Annotated in this window: 11 protein-coding genes and 1 pseudogene; 9 read left to right on the top strand and 3 right to left on the bottom strand. The window is 70.5% G+C overall.

Going from position 1 to position 15,795, the window contains the following annotated elements; genetic code table 11:
- The first annotated feature begins 40 nt into the window (after positions 1-40).
- Positions 41-604, top strand: coding sequence for a hypothetical protein (locus tag WME98_RS19645; RefSeq protein WP_437952656.1), 564 nt, complete (start codon positions 41-43; stop codon positions 602-604).
- On the opposite strand, the gene WME98_RS19640 is transcribed toward WME98_RS19645, so the two are convergent.
- Positions 601-1,830 (bottom strand): winged helix-turn-helix domain-containing protein, encoded by a 1,230-nt coding sequence (locus WME98_RS19640; RefSeq protein WP_437952655.1) that lies wholly within the window; start codon positions 1,828-1,830, stop codon positions 601-603. The two genes, WME98_RS19645 and WME98_RS19640, sit on opposite strands and share 4 nt — an antisense overlap.
- Before the next feature lie 257 nt (positions 1,831-2,087).
- On the opposite strand from WME98_RS19640, the gene WME98_RS19635 reads away from it, so the two are divergent.
- Positions 2,088-2,399, top strand: a complete 312-nt coding sequence (locus WME98_RS19635; protein ID WP_437952654.1) for a hypothetical protein — start codon at positions 2,088-2,090, stop codon at positions 2,397-2,399.
- A 281-nt stretch (positions 2,400-2,680) separates the two neighbouring features.
- Positions 2,681-3,877 carry an FAD-dependent monooxygenase gene (locus WME98_RS19630; RefSeq protein WP_437952653.1) on the top strand — a complete coding sequence of 399 codons (1,197 nt, stop codon included), beginning with the start codon at positions 2,681-2,683 and terminating at the stop codon, positions 3,875-3,877.
- A 29-nt stretch (positions 3,878-3,906) separates the two neighbouring features.
- Here WME98_RS19630 and WME98_RS19625 read toward each other — a convergent pair.
- Positions 3,907-4,053, bottom strand: a pseudogene (locus WME98_RS19625) (nitrilotriacetate monooxygenase); the annotation flags it as partial.
- Positions 4,054-4,264: 211 nt separating this feature from the next.
- On the opposite strand from WME98_RS19625, the gene WME98_RS19620 reads away from it, so the two are divergent.
- The 4 genes from WME98_RS19620 (at position 4,265) to WME98_RS19605 (ending at position 10,417) form a co-directional block, all read left to right on the top strand.
- Entirely contained in the window at positions 4,265-5,380 is a 1,116-nt protein-coding gene (locus WME98_RS19620; protein WP_437952652.1) for a hypothetical protein, read from the top strand.
- A gap of 252 nt (positions 5,381-5,632) precedes the next feature.
- Entirely contained in the window at positions 5,633-7,021 is a 1,389-nt protein-coding gene (locus WME98_RS19615) for a DUF1552 domain-containing protein (protein ID WP_437952651.1), read from the top strand.
- Complete coding sequence (locus WME98_RS19610; RefSeq protein ID WP_437952650.1) at positions 7,018-8,646, top strand: DUF1592 domain-containing protein; 1,629 nt, start codon at positions 7,018-7,020, stop codon at positions 8,644-8,646. The genes WME98_RS19615 and WME98_RS19610 overlap by 4 nt, the downstream gene beginning before the upstream one ends.
- Before the next feature lie 82 nt (positions 8,647-8,728).
- On the top strand, positions 8,729-10,417 hold the full coding sequence (locus tag WME98_RS19605) for a DEAD/DEAH box helicase (RefSeq protein ID WP_437952649.1): 1,689 nt from the start codon (positions 8,729-8,731) through the stop codon (positions 10,415-10,417).
- 353 nt (positions 10,418-10,770) lie between these two features.
- Here WME98_RS19605 and WME98_RS19600 read toward each other — a convergent pair whose 3' ends face one another.
- On the bottom strand, positions 10,771-11,925 hold the full coding sequence (locus WME98_RS19600; protein ID WP_437952648.1) for a family 16 glycosylhydrolase: 1,155 nt from the start codon (positions 11,923-11,925) through the stop codon (positions 10,771-10,773).
- Positions 11,926-12,591: 666 nt separating this feature from the next.
- Between WME98_RS19600 and WME98_RS19595 the strand changes: the two genes are divergently transcribed.
- Positions 12,592-14,349 (top strand): DUF1592 domain-containing protein, encoded by a 1,758-nt coding sequence (locus WME98_RS19595; protein WP_437952647.1) that lies wholly within the window; start codon positions 12,592-12,594, stop codon positions 14,347-14,349.
- Positions 14,346-15,710 (top strand): DUF1552 domain-containing protein, encoded by a 1,365-nt coding sequence (locus tag WME98_RS19590; RefSeq protein ID WP_437952646.1) that lies wholly within the window; start codon positions 14,346-14,348, stop codon positions 15,708-15,710. The genes WME98_RS19595 and WME98_RS19590 overlap by 4 nt, the downstream gene beginning before the upstream one ends.
- Positions 15,711-15,795 lie beyond the last annotated feature (85 nt).

Here is a 15,795-nt window from a genome sequence, read left to right as displayed (position 1 = left end):
TGCACGGCGAGGGCGTCGAGGACCGTGGTAGGTTCTTCGAGTGGGCATCGATTTCACCGCATTGCTCGACCACTCGCTCTCCTGGGACGAGCTCTATCGCCTTCCGGAGCTGCTGGATGCGCGGTTCGGCTGTCCCGCAGCAGTGCTCGATGCCCACCTCGACCTGGATGACACGCCTCGTCCGTGGCGCTGGGACCGAGACCCACGTTACAGCAACGTCGCCGAGGAGCTGTTCGAGGCAGGACACCTTTCGCTGTCGGGTCCTGGCTCCTTCTCCGCGACTGTCTTCCGCACGGGCCTCGAGCTCACGCATCCCGCCCGGTGGTGGTCATTCGTGTTCGAGCCCCACGTCCGCGAGGGTCTTCGCGAGGCTGCCCGCGCCATGGCGACGATCGTTCGGAGCACGACGATCATCTACGCTCCAGACAGCTCCCATCCGACATCTGGAGGCTCCGACCTCTTGTTCGACGGCGCCTCCTTTGGAGATGTGCTGCGCTGGTTCGCCGAGCGGATTGGCCCTCCAGCGTCGGGTCCACAGGAGCTGGCTGGCGCGGAGGAAGAGACGAGCGAGATGGGGTACCTCGTCGAGCGCGTGTCCGGCTAGCGCTTCCTGCGGGACGCCGAGGCGCCCGACACGGCCTTCGTCAGCCGCTCCGCCAGGTCGCCCTTCGGCTCCACCCGCACGTGCTCCAGCCCCAGCCACGCGGCCATCGTCCGCAGCTCGCCCGCCAGCCGCTCCGGCGTCTCTGCGCCCGCCGAGGGCTCGGCGTGGCTCGCCTGCACGACCAGCACGCCCGCCTTGCGATCGGCCTTCAGGTCCACCCGCGCCGTGATCGCGTCGCCCTCGAGGAACGGCAGCACGTAGTAGCCGTGGGTCCGCTTCGCGGCAGGGGTGTAGATCTCGAGCCGCACCCGCACGCCGAACATCCGCTCGGTGCGCTCGCGAAACCAGATCAGGTTGTCGAAGGGCGAGAGCAGGGCGCAAACCTCGATCCGCCTCGGCCGCCGGGCGGCGGGATCGAGGAACGCCGGCTCCCGCCAGCCCTTCACGCCCACGGGGATCAGCTCACCGGCTTCGACGAGCTCGGCGACCCGCGCCTTCGCCTCGGCGACCCCCATGCGGAAATAGTCCCGCAGGTCCCGCTCGGTCGCCACGCCCATGGCCCGGGCGGCGATGCGGATCAGCGCGCGCTGGGCGTCGTCGCGCGCGGGCGTCGGCGCCTCGAGCACCGCCCTCGGCAGCACCTTCTCCGGAAGGCCGTACACCCTCTCGAAGGTCCCCCGCCGCGTGGCGGTCGTCAGCTCGCCGCTCCAGAACAGGCACTCGGCCGCCCGCTTGGCGTCGCTCCAGCCCCACCAGCCGCCCGCCCCCTTCGCGCCGACCTCGAGCTCGGACGCGGCCAGCGGCCCGCGCTCGCGGATCTGCTCCAGCGCCCGGTCCACCACCGGCCGGTGCTCGCGCAGGAAGCGCGCCACGCCTTTCCAGACGCCCACCCCATCGCGCGCGTCGGCCATCCGCCAGCGCAGCAGCGGCTGGGCGGCGAGCGGCAGCAGCGAGGCCTCGTGCGCCCAGTACTCGAACAGCGGCCGCTTCCGCGCCCAGGCGAGCTCCTCCAGCATCGGCCGCGGATAGGCCCCCAGCCGCGAGAAGGCCGGCAGGTAATGGGTGCGCGAGACCACGTTGACGCTGTCGATCTGCACCACGCCAAGCCGCTCGATCAGCCGGGTCAGATGCTGCTTCGTCGCCGCCGGCCCGGGCCTCTCCGCCCGGAAGCCCTGCGCCGCAAGCGCGATGCGCCGGGCCTCCGCCGCCGACAGGGTGTCCTTCATCCGCGCCTTCCGTCCGTTCGGGCCCGCACCATAGAGCCTGAGCAGAGAAAATACAATGTTGCGGCGTGCACGATGGCCGGCTTCTGGTATCAGCGGGATTGTGGCAAGTTGTGCCAAAGGACGTCGGTCGTTCGCGAGGCGGAGCCGCGTGCCGTCTCGCGAACGACCGACGGGAGCGCTGGTGCTGACCCCGCCTGCGGCGCGGCAGCGCACCGCCGAGCCGCAGGGCGAACCAACCACATCGAGAGGTTTCCAGCATGGGGATGTTTGACTGGTATACGCCGGCGCCGCAGCTCGCTTGCCCCAGGTGTGGGACTGCGCTCGACGGCTGGCAGGGAAAGGACGGTCCCTGCGGCCTGTTCGAATGGGTGCAGGGGATGCCTTCACCACCACGGCAGCACGTCGACGAGGAGTGTGCCATTGCGGCCTGCGACCGGGAGCGCTTCCGGCTGCCCGCGCATTTCGAGATCTATACCGAGTGCGAGCGCTGCCGCGCCTGGGTCGAAGCCGAGGGCTCGTGTGAGGGCGACGTGTGGACCCGCATCGAGCTCGTCGAGCGCCCCCGCTGAGGTCGGGGTAGGCAAGCCACGGGCGCTCGAACGGCTTGGTGTCGTCCTCGAGCAGCCGCTCGCGGAGGACGTGGAGGTGGCTCGCCGACGATCGCGCTCATCCGCGCCCCATCGCGAACGCAATGCCGCTCTGCAGGGTGCCGCGCACGACGAGCCGCTCGTGATGGGTGGAAGATCCGGGTACTATCGACATTTTGCGGATTCATGCAATGTCTGGAGCCTGGCTAACGGAGCGGCTTCACCGCCTCACGGCGATCGTACGAGATAGGAGCGAATGATCCGTGGAACATCGAACTGTTCTGATCGCGGGCGCGAGCATCGCCGGCCCCGCGCTCGCCTTCTGGCTCGCGCGCTACGGCTTCAGGCCCGTCGTCGTGGAGCGCGCCGGCGCGCTCCGGCTTGGCGGGCAGAACATCGACGTCCAGGGCGCGGCGCGGGAGGTCGTGCGCCGCATGGGCATCGAAGGCGACATCCGAGCCGCCAACACGGGGGAGCAGGGGCTCCGCTTCGTCGACGAGCGCGACGTGACCAAGGCCGAGTTCCCCGCGGCGAGCTCGGACGGCGGCGGGTTTACCCAGGAGCTCGAGATCCTCCGCGGCGACCTCGCCAAGATCCTTTACGACCGCACCCGAAACACGACGGAATATATCTTTGGTAACCAGATCACGGGCCTCCGCGACCACGGCGACCGGGTGACGGTCTCCTTCGAGCACGGCGCCGAGCGCGACGTCGACCTCGTGGTCGCCGCCGACGGCATCCGCTCACGAACCCGTACGCTCATCGTCGGCGATGAGCCCACGATCCGCCCGCTCGGCCTCTATGGCAGCTACTTCACGATCCCCCGCGGAGCGTCCGACAGCGCCTGGGCTCGCTGGTACCACGCGCCCGGCAGCCGATCGATCATCCTGCGTCCCGACAACGTGGGCACCACCCGCGCGTCGCTGTGGTTCCTGTCGCCCGCGCGCGGCCATGAGAGGTTGAGCGCCGCCGAGCAAAAGGCGCTCATCGCGCGCGTCTTCGCCGACGCCGGCTGGGAATCGCCGCGGGTGCTCGCCGCGCTGGCCGACGCCGAGGACGTCTACTTCGACGGGGTCAGCCAGGTCATGGCGCCGCGCTGGTCACACGGTCGGGCCGCGCTCGTGGGCGACGCTGCGTACTGTCCGTCGCCGGTCAGCGGAATGGGCGCGAGCCTCTCGCTCGTCGGCGCTTACGTGCTCGCGGGAGAGCTGTCGCGGCACTCCGACCATCGAGGCGCCTTCGCGGCCTATGAAAAGCGCATGCGCCCCTACGTCGACCTGGCCCAGAAGCTCCCGCCAGGCGTCCCCTGGATCGCGCACCCGAAATCGAGGCTCGGCGTTTCGCTCCTCCACACGGCCCTTCGCGTTGCGTCAAGCCCCCTCTTGCGGCGACGCGAGGGCTGGCTCGTCTCCTCGCCGGCCGACAAGATCGCGCTCCCCGATTACGCGAACGGAGGCTGAGCGCAGCGTTCGGCGCTGCCGGCGCTCGCTCAGGCGGCGCCGGCGGCGCGCCGGGCGAACCGGTTCTCGGGGCGCGGCAGCCCCAGGTTCTCGCGCAGCGTGCGGCCCTCGTACTCGGTGCGGAAGAGGCCCCGGCGGCGCAGCTCGGGGAGCACCAGGTCGATGAAATCGGTGACTGGGCGCGCGCAGGGCTCCACGGTGCGACGGCGCGCCCATGGCTGGCGGCACAGGCTGACACCACCGTCATGCGCGGCGCGCGCGGAGCCCGCGAGAACCTCGCGGCGGTCGGGCGATCCGCGGCCGGCACGGCGACTGCACACCGGCACGTGTGTCCGCACACGCCCTTGCGGAGCTGACCCGCGCCGGGTCGCTCGAGGAGGAACTTCGATGCCTTGTTCTCGTTTCGCCGCGTTGACCCTCGCCGTCCTGGGAGGCCTGAGCGCTCTCTGTATCTCCCGTCCGAGCGCCGCCTGCTCGCCTCCGCCGGACGGGCGCTATGCGTCCTCGGTCCCGCGCGCCGTGCCGCTCGACGGGGTCATCGTGGCCCGGGTCAGCTGCTACTACAACTGTCCGGAGACCGCGCCCGTGCTCGTGGTCACGGACAAGGAAACAGGCGAGGTCCTGGCCGGCGCCCAGGAGGAGGTCGCCGACGTGCCCGTGAGCGAGGGCGAGACCTTGCTCGCCTTTCGCCCCGCGGCCCCGCTCGTCGACGGCCACACCTACCAGGTCACGGTCGAGCAACAGAGCATCGGCGCCGAGATCTGGGAGACCCAGGCCAGCGCCGCGGTCGATACGGACGTGGGCGCCGTCCCCGTCCAGGCCAGCGTCGTCGTGGACGAGCGCTGGCACGGCGAGACGAGCTGCTGTATCGACGATGGGTGGACCTGCGGTCCGGAAGAGATGTGCGTGGCCAAGGACGTGGAGCGTTACGTCAAGGTCTACCTCGATGTGAGCGGGGGGGTGGACCACGGCGTGGGCCAGTACGTGCAGACCTTTACCTTCTCGAGCCCCGACGGGGAGGAGCTCGGCCAGAAGACCGTCTGGGGAGGGTTCCTCGGCGAGTCGTACGACGTCGCGGCCACGGAGTACTGCTACCAGCTCACGTACAGGAGCCTCGTCGACGGCACGACGATCAAGAAGGAGCGCACGTGCGTCCCGCACGGCGACGCGGGCGCGACGGGCATCTTCCCGGCCGACGCGGCGACCATCGCCGACGCCATCGAGGGGTGCGCGGCTCCGCCCGAGGGCTTCGAGGAGGCCTGGTGCAGCGCGAGGGCGGCGACGTGCGAGAGGCACCCCAGCGAGTGCGCCGAAGATGACGTGAGCTCCTGCGACGATCCCGGCGCCGGCGGCGCCCCTCCGGAGGACCCGGAGGGCGATCACGTCAGCGTCGGCTGCTCGGCGAGCGCGGACCGCGGCGCCTCGTGCGGCTGGGCGCTGCCCGCGCTCGGGCTCGCGCTGTCCCTCGCGGGCCGCGCGCGGCGGCGTCGCGACCGCCGCTGAGCCATCCGAAGCGCACGTATCCGTCGCTCCGCCCGGCGCCCCACTCCCCGCCTGGCCGCATAGCGCGAGCGAATGTATTTTACATCACCGAGCGACACAGCACAAGATATCGACGTTCAATGGAGTTGCTTCGCGCGCCGACCGTGAGATAATTCTCACGCCAAACTTCCTTTCTTACCGGCGCAGCAACAAAACGACGGTACGACGACCATCCACGGGGCTTTCTTGCTTTGCCCGAATGGAGACGACGAGATGCGTTCTCTTGCCAAGAAACACCATAAGAGCGACCTCGCGCTGGGGCGCCGCGTCTTCTTGAAGGCGCTCGGCGCCGGAATCGCGGCGCCGCTCGCCTTCCGGATGAGCAACCTGGCGCTGGCCGAGCCGAGCGCGGCGCCGGTCCGGCTGTTCATCTACTTCGTCCCCCATGGCATGCCCATGGAGTATGCCGAGCCGTACGGCTCCCCGGGCGCGGACTTCCTGAAGGGCTCAACGGTCCTGTCGGCGCTCGCGCCCTTCGGGAAATACGTCAATGTCTGCCGCGGGCTCGGCATCAACGGCTTCAACAACCACGAGGCGGTCGCCGGCGTGCTCACCGGCGTGAAGGACGGCGCGGGGGCCGACTCGATCGACCATACCATCGCGCAGGCGCTCGGCGTCGAGGCCTACAACCTCGGGGCCAACCCGTACCCGAGGAACCCGGACGGGACGGGGTTCGACAAGAACTCCTACCTGATCAAGCACGGGGGTGTCTGGGTACGCCCCATCGAGGACCCCGCGGCCGCGGCCGCGGAGATGCTCGGGGCCGTCGGCGGGGGGCAGCAGGGCGGAGGCGCCCCGGCTACCGACGAGGTCGCGTTCCGCAACGAGGCGCTCGGGCTCACCGAGCGGCAGCTCGAGAAGATGCAGCGCGCGCTCTCGGGCCTCACGAGCGAGCAGCGCAAGCTCGGGGTGCACCTCGAGTCGGTGCGCTCGCTCAAGGCCGCGGCCGACAGGCCGGTCGTGAACGCCTGCAGCGAGCGGCCGGCGCTGCCCGCGCTCGACGCGCTCTCGGGCAAGAGCGTCTTCGAGCAGGCGAACCTGCGGAGCGTCATCGACGCGCACCTCGAGGTCGCCGCCAACGCGATGGTGTGCGGCACGGCGCGCGTCGTCACGATGCAGAACCTGTGGGTCAACTGCGATCTCCCCATGAGCTTCACCGGCGGCCCCGGGAGCGCGAGCAACTACCACGGGGCGACGTCCCACGCCCGGGAGCCGCCCGGTCGCAAGGAGTTCGCTTCGGTCCAGGGCTGGTTCTTCGCGCGGCTCGCGGAGAAGCTGCTCGCCGTCCTCGACCAGCCCGACCCGCTCGATCCCGGCAACACCGTCCTCCACAACTCGCTCATCTACGTGTGCAGCGAGATCGGCGACGGCGCCGATCACAACTCCGACGTCCACGACGTCTACCTCGGGAACCAGATCGTCCACTCCTACCTTCCGGCGATCCTGATCGGCAACGCCGGCGGCCGCATCGCGAGCCGCGGCGTCGTCGACGTCGACACCGACCACGTCAACATGCTGGCCACGCTCGGCGATGCCATGGGCGTTTCCATCAAGCAGATCGGCGCGCACAGCGCGCAGCCGATCCAGGAGCTGAAGTCATGATCCGCTGGCAAACGTGGGTGCTCGCCGGGGTCGCCTCATCGCTCCTCGCGTGCGTCGGTGACGCGGGCGGGGGCGACCCCGAGAAGGACCCTCCCATCGACGGCGACTCGTGCGAGCAGGCGCAGGTCGGCGCGCCGGTGCTGCGGCGGCTCTCCGCGCTGGAGCTGGGGAACAGCCTCCGCGACATCTTCCCCGAGCTCGGCGCAGCGGCGTGGTCGGGCGTCCGGCTGGGCACCGACCCGACATCGAAGCTCGGCTTCACCAACGACGCCGAGGCCCTGCAGGTCGGCGTCCAGACCGCGAAGGAGCTGCTGGGCACGGCGGAGGACGTCGCCGACATCGTGACCGCCGAGGGCGCGCTGGCCACGTCGCTCCCGTGCGCGGCGACGCAGCCTGGCCCCGAGTGCGCCGCCGAGTTCGTCGCCCGGTACGGGCTGCGGCTGTTCCGCCGGCCGGTGAGCGAGGAGGAGAAGAGCGAGCTCCTGGCGCTCCACGCCTCGGTGAGCGGGAAGTCCGATTTCCGCGTCGGCCTCAAGTGGACGCTGGTCTCCATGATCCAGTCGCCCCACGCGTTCTACCGCTCGGAGATCGGCGCCCCGAACGGCGGCCGCTACGAGCTGTCCCAGCACGAGCTCGCGACGGCGCTCGCCTACAACTACACGGGCACGACGCCCACGCCCGAGCTGCTCGACAAGGCGGCGCGCGGGGAGCTCGGCTCGCCGGAGGCGCTCGTCGACGAGGCGCGCGCGCTCCTCGGCTCGCCGCGCGGCCACGAGGCCATGAGCCGCTTCCTGCAGCAGTGGCTCAGCTATGGCAAGGTGAACGGGATCGCGAAGGAGAATCTCCCCGACTTCAGCACCTATGGGGCCCTCATGCAGGAAGAGACACGCCTCTTCCTCGAGGAGGTCCTCTACACCCGCGGCGCCGGCGTGGCCGAGCTCTTGACCGCGCCGTACACCTTCCTCAACGACCGGCTCTCGACGTTCTACGGGTACGGCAACGTCACAGGCTCGGCCTTCCAGCGCGTGGATCGGCCCGCGGAGTGGAGCGTCGGGCTGCTCGCCCAGGGCTCCATCCTCGCGGGGAACTCGCGCATGGACGGCTCGTCGCCGACCCACCGCGGACTGCTCGTCTTCGAGCGGCTCCTCTGCGGCGACGTCCCCCCGCCGCCGGCGAACATCCCGGCGATCACCAAGCCCGATCCGGGGAGGACGACGACGCGCGCGCGCTACGAGGAGATCCACATCTCGGCCGAGGCCTGCAACGGGTGCCACGCGTCGTTCGACCCGACGGGCTTCGCGCTCGAGCATTTCGACGGGACGGGGCGCTACCGCGCCGACGAGAGCGGCCTTCCCATCGACGACTCGGGCTACATCGCCGTCGAGGGCGAGAAGCGGCCTGTCGCCGGCGCGACGGGCCTGGCCGAGACGCTCGCCGGCTCGCCCGAGGTGACCGCGTGCGTGAGCAAGCTCGGAGCGGCCTACGCCTACGGCGGGGCGCTCGGGGCCGAGTGCGCCATCGGCGAGGCCCAGCAGGGCCTCATGAACGGGCAGATCGGCCTCGTCGAGTACTTCGCGCAGCTCGCGGGCACCGAGCACATGCGCGCCCGCGTCCGCCGGGAGTAGCCTGCGCGGCGCGGGCCTGCACCCATAAAGGGCGCGGGCAGGGGCCCCGGGCTATGCTGGCGCGACGCCAGCGCGACAGCTCATGACCAGCGCCACCCTCACGACCCCCTCAGCGCCGATGGGCCCCGGCGCGCCCGCCCTGCGCCCTTACCAGCGCGCCGCCGTCGACGCCGTCCTCTCGGCCCGCAGGCGCGGCGTCCGACGCATGGTCGTGTGCCTCCCCACCGGCGCTGGCAAGACCGTCATCTTCTCCCATCTCGCCCGCCTCGCCAGGCGGCAGGTCCTCGTCCTCGCCCACCGCGAAGAGCTCCTCTTCCAGGCCAAGGACAAGATCGAGCGCGCCCTCGGCGGGCAGGCCGCGGTCGCCGTCGAGCAGGGCGAGCTCCGCGCCTCGGCGGACGCGCGGGTCATCGTCTGTTCGATACGCTCTCTCCACGAGAAGCGGCTCGAGCAGGTCACCCGCGGCCGCGATATCGGCCTCGTGATCTACGACGAATGCCACCACGCCCCCGCCGAGGACAACCGCCGCGTCCTCCGCCAGCTCGGCGCCTTCGACCCCGCGTGGACAGGCACCCTCCTCGGGTTCACCGCGACGACGGCCCGCGGCGACGGCAAAGGCCTCGACGACGTCTTCGAGGCGATCGTCTACAGCCGCACCCTCCCCGAGATGATCGCGGACGGCTACCTCGCCCCCCTCACCGGCTACCGCGTCGCCACCGCCACGGATCTCTCCCGCCTCGACGGGGGCGGCCTCGACTTCGCCGCGGACGAGCTCGAGGAGGCCGTCGACCTGGAGGAGCGCAACGCGCTCGTCGCCCGCTCCATTCAAGAGCTCGCGCGCGACCGGCGCACCATCGCGTTCTGCGTCACGGTGGCGCACGCCAGGAACCTCTCGAAGGCGCTCAACCACCTCGGCGTCCGGGCCGCCTACGTCCACGGCGACATGCCCTCCGACCTCCGCGGCCGGATCCTCGCCGATTTCCGGGAAGAGCGCGTCCAGGTGCTCACCAACGTCGCTGTCCTCACCGAGGGCTTCGACGACCCCGGCGTCTCCTGCGTCGCGATGGCCCGCCCCACCCGCTCGGAGGGGCTCTATGCCCAGTGCGTCGGGCGCGGCACCCGCCTCCATCCAGGCAAGAAGGATTGCCTCGTCCTCGATTTCGTCGACCTCTCCTCTCTCCAGCTGTGCACGCTCCCCTCGCTCTTCGGCATGCCTCGCGACCTCGATCTCGAGGGCAGGGACGCCGCCGAGGCGAGCCGCTTCTACCGGCAGGTGGCCTTCGACTATCCGGGGTTCGAGGTCGAGGCGGGCCGCATCACGCTGCGCGAGATCCAGGAGCGCGCCGCGCGCTTCGATCCCCTGAGCCTCCGCGTCGATCCCGAGGTGCTGGCCATCTCGCGCAACGCGTGGGTGTCGCTCGGCCGCTTCGGGCTCGCGCTCCATTTCGAGAGGAAGCCCGGCGCGATCAGCGAGGTCGCCGTCCTCGCCCGCGGCGGTCGCGGGAAGCGGTGGCATGTCCTGCTGGATGGCAAGCTGGTCGAGCGCTTCTCGACCCTCGAGGAGGCGGTGTCCGCGGTCGATTACGAGGTCGCGCGCCGCGGCCCCACGGCCGGGGCCTCGGCGCGCCACGACGCGCCATGGCGCAGGGGAAAGCCCCCGGCGCCCCTGCCGGCCGAGCCGCCGAGGGGCCATCCCCCGCCGAGCACCATGGAACAGGCCATGATCCTGGCGTTGTGGGCGAGGGTCACCGCGCCGCGCGAGGAGCGATGAGCCGATCGCCCCCGCGCGTCGGGGTCGGTGGCGAGGCGGCGGAGCGAGCCCTCGACGGGGTGGTGGCCGGATTTGAACATGACTGAACGACGTTTGACCCGACACAGGTTCACCATGCCAGGCTCGCTGTTCCACGCCCGGGAGCTCCGCGTCGACCATGACACCGGCGACGACGGCCAGCCGCACCGTGAAGTGGCGCCCGTCGATGGGGGCGCTGAGATCATCTCGTACGCGAGCAGGAATGAACTGAAGGCGTATTTGCGAGCTCCACGGGCGGAGGAACAGCAGCTGCTGCCGCCGGGAGCGCCGCCGGCGGCGGGCGACGCCGCCTCAGCCGCTCGGCTGGCCCGAGATCAGCCGCGGTTCCGGCGCCGTCGCATCGCCAGGGCGGAGAGCCCCACGGCGAGCGCCGCGGCCCACGAGCTCGCCGGGGCGCTGGCCCCGGCGGCGACGACCCCGCAACCTCCGTCGGAGGATCCGTCGTCCGGCGTTGTCCCGCCGCCTGCACCTCCCTCGCCCGGCGCGCCGCCGCCCGTGCTGCCAGATGTGGCCGTCGTCCCCGCCCCGCCCGCGCCGCTCCCGGAGGAGGTGGCCGTCGTCCCCGCCCCGCCCGCGCCGCCGCCGGAGGAGGCGGTCGTCGTCCCCGCCCCGCCCTCGCCGCCGCCGGAGGAGGCGGTCGTCGTCCCCGCCCCGCCCTCGCCGCCGCCCGCGCCGGTGCCAGGCTCGGTGCCCTCGTCGCGGGGCACGGTTCCATTGAATCCGGTCTGCCCCTCCCGTGTCAGCGACAGCACCAGCGTGCCGTCCTTCACCGTCACGTTCTGCGGGACGAAGTCCACGCGGTTACCGTCGAACGTCCAGTCCGCTTTGCCCCATCGCCCGCTGTCCACGGAGTCGAAATCGTCCTGCCACGCGAGCTCGAAGGCTCCATTGTTGTAGCGATAGTACTTGATCCAGTTGACGAACTGGTGCTGCGGGAGGACGGAATCGTCGAACGCCCCGACCCACTCGACGGCCTCGGAGGACCACAAGTTGAAGCGCAGGGACTGGGGGTTCGTGAGCGCGGTCACCTGCGCGCCCGTCGACCTCTTGATCTCGGTCCCGTCGATGCTCCAGGAGACGTAGGTCGGCGTCCACTCCAGCGCGTAGGTGTGATAGCCGTCGGCGAGGGAGAAGCCCGCGTTGTGGACCGCCTCCGACGTCACCCTCGTGCCCATGCCGGTGATGATGTTGGACTGCCAGCTCCGGGCGTTGTCCTTCCCGAAGACCTCGATATCGATCTCCTCCCAGAAGGCGCCGGACATCTCGGACCCGTCCTTGTAGGTGAAGAAGGTCGACAGGATGCCGCTCCCGCGCGCCATGCGCATGCGCACCTCGATACGACCATGAAGGTAGCCCTGGGTCGTGTAGAGCTCTCCTCCCTTGTAAGGCTTGGCGACCGCGGTCGAGCTCACCGCGAGCGCCAGCGAGGCGGCGGCGATCATCGGACCTGCACGGAATTTCATAAGCATGGTGGAACCTCCGCGAGAACGTTAACATGAGCCGGATCCGCGGGGGAGCTGGCGCCGTGGCCGTGGCCCGTGCTAGGGTAGGCCCGCCGCAGGAGCTTTCCTGTCACCGCGTCGAGCGCGACCACACTGCCGCTTAACCGCGTAACCGCGTAACCGCGTAACCGCGTAACGGACAGCACGGATACCCGTCGTCCACCGCGATGAGCTCCTCGCGGCCAGCGACAGGTATCCGAGCTGGAACGACGATGGCCGCTCTGCTTCTTCAACCCGTAGGCGAGCCCGTCCGTCGTGCGCCGGCGTCCAGGCGCTGACACCGGGCCGCCCGGGTCCGGCGATCCAGGAGCCGCCGGCGAGGGGTGAACGGCGATTCGTTACTACATATTACTATCGCGGCGATGTCCGGCGCCGCGCGAGGCATCGCGCGCAGTTGCCGTGGAGATTCAAAAAGCGCAGCGATAGTAGAGAAATTGGATGAGCGAGTGAGTTTTTGGCGCACAAAAGTGTTCGCGATCGGTCCATGGCGTGTGCCTGACCGAGCGAGCTCTGGTACGTTTCTCCTCTCGTCGCTGTCGCGTCGCAGCGGCGTGAACCCGTGCCGGCGTCGACCCTTGGGGTCGGCGCTCGCACCGACTCGTGCCTTTCTTCGGACGCGGCGTGGAGGAGACGGTGAACCCCGAGCAACACACGCATCGCTTTCCATTCGAGCTCACCGGCTCACGGTTCAGGCGCGCTGCGCCGCTGTTGCTCGCGCTCGTCGCGGCCTGCAACGGCCAGATCGGCGGGCCCGGTGGTGAGGACACGGGGCCCGGCCCGGGCGCTGGGAGCGGCGGCGTGGGCGAGCCCGAGAGCGGCCAGCCCCCGGACGACGTGCTGGCCTCGCCCTTCTGCCAGACGCCGCAGCCCGGCGCGGCGCCGCTCCGCCGCCTCAGCAACGACGAATACACGAACACGCTGAAGGATCTCTTCGCCGGCGTCGCGGGCGTGGCCTCCACCATCGACGCGGCGGTCGCCACGTTCCCGAACGAGCCTGAGTCGCTCGGCTTCCGCAACAACGCGGGCTTCTTGACCGTCGGCTCGCTCGTCGCCCAGAAGTACCTCGACGCCGCGGAGCAGATCGCCGCCGTCGCGGCCAAGGCGCCGGGCCTGGTCTCCTGCGATCCGGCGGCGCTCGGTGAGCTCGAGTGCGCGCGCGACTTCATCCGCACCTTCGGCGCCAGGGCGTACCGGAGGCCGCTCACCGAGGCCGAGGTCCAGAGCTACGAGGAGCGCTTCACCGCGGGCGCGGACGGGTACACCTTCCAGGACGGCATCGAGTGGGTCGTCTTCAGCATGCTTCAGTCGCCGAACGTGCTCTACCGCGTCGAGCTCGGGAAGGAGAGCGCGGGGGACGTCACCGAGCCCACGCCGTACGAGATGGCCTCGCGGCTCTCGTACCTGCTCTGGCAGTCGCAGCCGGACGAGGAGCTCGCGCGCGCCGCGGCCGCCGACGAGCTCGCGACGCCCGACCAGATCGAGGCCCAGGTGCGGCGCATGCTCGCCGATCCCAAGGCCGAGCGCCTGTTCGAGTACTTCGACCAGTGGCTCGACATCGACCTGCTGAGCGGCATGACCCGCGATCCCGCGGTGTATCCGGGCCTCGTGTCCGGCCTGCCCGCCCTGCTGCAGGAGGAGACGCGCGCCTTCGTGATGAGCGTGTTCGCGGACCCGGGCGGCTCGTTCGGCGAGCTCCTCACCGCCGATCACAGCTTCGTGAACGGCGCGCTCGCGCGGCACTACGGCGTGGACGGGGTGAGCGGCGACGACTTCGTCAGGGTCGACATGCCCGGCCGCTCGGGCGTGCTCACCCAGGGAATGCTGCTCACGCGCGACAAGGCGACGCGCACCTCCATCGTCCGGCGCGGCCTCAAGGTGCGCACCGATCTCCTGTGCGGGCTCGTGCCCGCTCCGCCCAACAACGTGCAGCTCGACCTCGAGGGCCTCGGCGAGGGGCTCTCGCAGCGCGAGCGCCTCGAGCGCCACCGCACCGATCCGACCTGCGCGGGGTGCCACCAGATGATGGATCCGATCGGCGTGGTGTTCGAGTCGTTCGACGCCGTGGGCCGCTCCCGCACCACGGACGAGGACGGCAAGCCGGTCGACACCTCCAGCACCATCGCCTACACGCGCGACATCGACGGCCCGGTGGCGAACGCCGCCGAGCTGGGCCAGCGCCTCGCGGAGAGCGAGGAGGCGCGGGCCTGCTACGTGCTGCAGAACTTCCGCTTCTTCTACGGTCGCGACCGGACCGACGCCGATCGCTGCTCGATGGCGTCGCTCTCGGTCGCCTTCCAGGAGAGCGGCTACAGCCTGTCCGAGCTCGTGGTCGCGCTCACGCGCACCGACGCCTTCCGCTACCGCCCCGTGATCCACCCGGAGAGACCATGAAACCGCTGAGCCGCCGAACCTTCCTGCGTGGCGCGTCCGGAGTCGCGCTCGCGCTTCCGTTCCTCGACGCCATGCGGACGAGCCGCGCGCGAGCCCAGCCGGCGCAGTCCCCGCGGCGCATCATGTTCGTCTTCCAGGCGAACGGCGACGAGACGGCGAGGCGCTTCAGCGCCGCCGGCGAGACGAGCTTCGAGCTCGGCGAGTTCCTCTCCCCGCTCGAGCCATACCGCGAGGACCTCGTGTTCCTCAACAACCTGCACAAGCGCTTCTACGACCTGCCGGAGGACGCGCGGGCCGACAACCACCAGCAGGGCGGCAGCTCGCTCGCGCCGTGGAAGTCGGGCACCGGGTCGTTCCCGATCGGCGGGACCGAGAGCACCATCGGTTACGTGGAGGGGCCGAGCGCCGACCACGCGATCGGCGGCCGCGTGCTGGAAGCCGACGAGCGCGTCGCGCACCGGCACCTCGTGTTCCGCGTCGGGGACAAGTGGAACGACATCTGGAACACGCATTCTCACGCGGGGCCCGCGGGCCAGCAGACCCCGATCCCGCCGGAGACCGACCCGTACGCGGCCTACGCCCGCATCTTCGCCTTCACGGCCGACGACCAGGCCGCGCAGCAAGAGGTGCTGAGGCGCCTGGCGAAGCGGCAGTCGGCGCTCGATCTGGTGCGCGAGGAGGGCAACTCCCTGCTCACCCGGCTCGGCGCCGAGGACCGCGCCAAGATCCAGCAGCACCTCGAGTCGATCCGCGACGTCGAGCGCGCGCTCCAGACCGGCAACGGCGCGGCCGCGTGTGTGCAGACGCCGCTCGGCGAGAAGCTCAACCCCTACCACGACGACAACCACGCGATCATCGGCGAGCTGTTCTTCAAGATCAGCGCCCTGGCGTTCGCCTGCGATCTGACGCGCGTGGTGAACTTCAACTGGAGCGGCAACACCAGCAATCGTGTCTACTCGAACCTGGGCCTCAGCGAGGGGCACCACGACATCTCGCACAACAGCGACCCCGCCGCGTTCGCCGACATCCGCAAGATCCACAAGCACCTCTGGCAACAGAACACCAAGCTCTACGAGATCTTGAAGGGGACGAGCGACGGCGACGGCACGCTCTGGGATCACACGCTCGTCGTGCACTGGAACGAGCTCGGGCAGGGCGACACCCACAGCATCGAGGACAGCCTGGTCGTCCTCGCGGGCAAGGCGCACGACCACTTCCGGCGCGGGCGGCTGCTCGACTTCAAGGGCAAGCGCTCCTTCGCCGACATGCTCGTGAGCTGCTTCCACTACATGGGCTTCGACGACATGACGAGCTTCGGCGAGGGTGTGCTGAACACCGGGGGCGCGCTGCCGCTCACCTGAGCCGCCCGCAGCTCAGCCCGCCGTCGCTCGCATCCTGGGTCCCCGCGAGGTCGCCGCGGGATCGGCCTCCGCCAGGTCGGCGCTT

The sequence above is a fragment of the Sorangium sp. So ce296 genome, assembly GCF_051529605.1.
In the GTDB taxonomy this organism is placed as follows: domain Bacteria; phylum Myxococcota_A; class Polyangia; order Polyangiales; family Polyangiaceae; genus Sorangium; species Sorangium cellulosum_D.
The sequence above is the reverse complement of the archived record's forward strand: the minus strand, read 5'-3'. Positions and strand labels throughout refer to the sequence as shown.

Coding starts and splice junctions, on each gene's coding strand:
- WME98_RS19640 (WP_437952655.1), bottom strand. CDS start 1,830: ATGAAGGACACCCTGTCGGCGGCGGAGGCCCGGCGCATCGCGCTTGCG.
- WME98_RS19635 (WP_437952654.1), top strand. CDS start 2,088: ATGGGGATGTTTGACTGGTATACGCCGGCGCCGCAGCTCGCTTGCCCC.
- WME98_RS19620 (WP_437952652.1), top strand. CDS start 4,265: ATGCCTTGTTCTCGTTTCGCCGCGTTGACCCTCGCCGTCCTGGGAGGC.
- WME98_RS19615 (WP_437952651.1), top strand. CDS start 5,633: ATGCGTTCTCTTGCCAAGAAACACCATAAGAGCGACCTCGCGCTGGGG.
- WME98_RS19610 (WP_437952650.1), top strand. CDS start 7,018: ATGATCCGCTGGCAAACGTGGGTGCTCGCCGGGGTCGCCTCATCGCTC.
- WME98_RS19605 (WP_437952649.1), top strand. CDS start 8,729: ATGACCAGCGCCACCCTCACGACCCCCTCAGCGCCGATGGGCCCCGGC.
- WME98_RS19600 (WP_437952648.1), bottom strand. CDS start 11,925: ATGCTTATGAAATTCCGTGCAGGTCCGATGATCGCCGCCGCCTCGCTG.
- WME98_RS19590 (WP_437952646.1), top strand. CDS start 14,346: ATGAAACCGCTGAGCCGCCGAACCTTCCTGCGTGGCGCGTCCGGAGTC.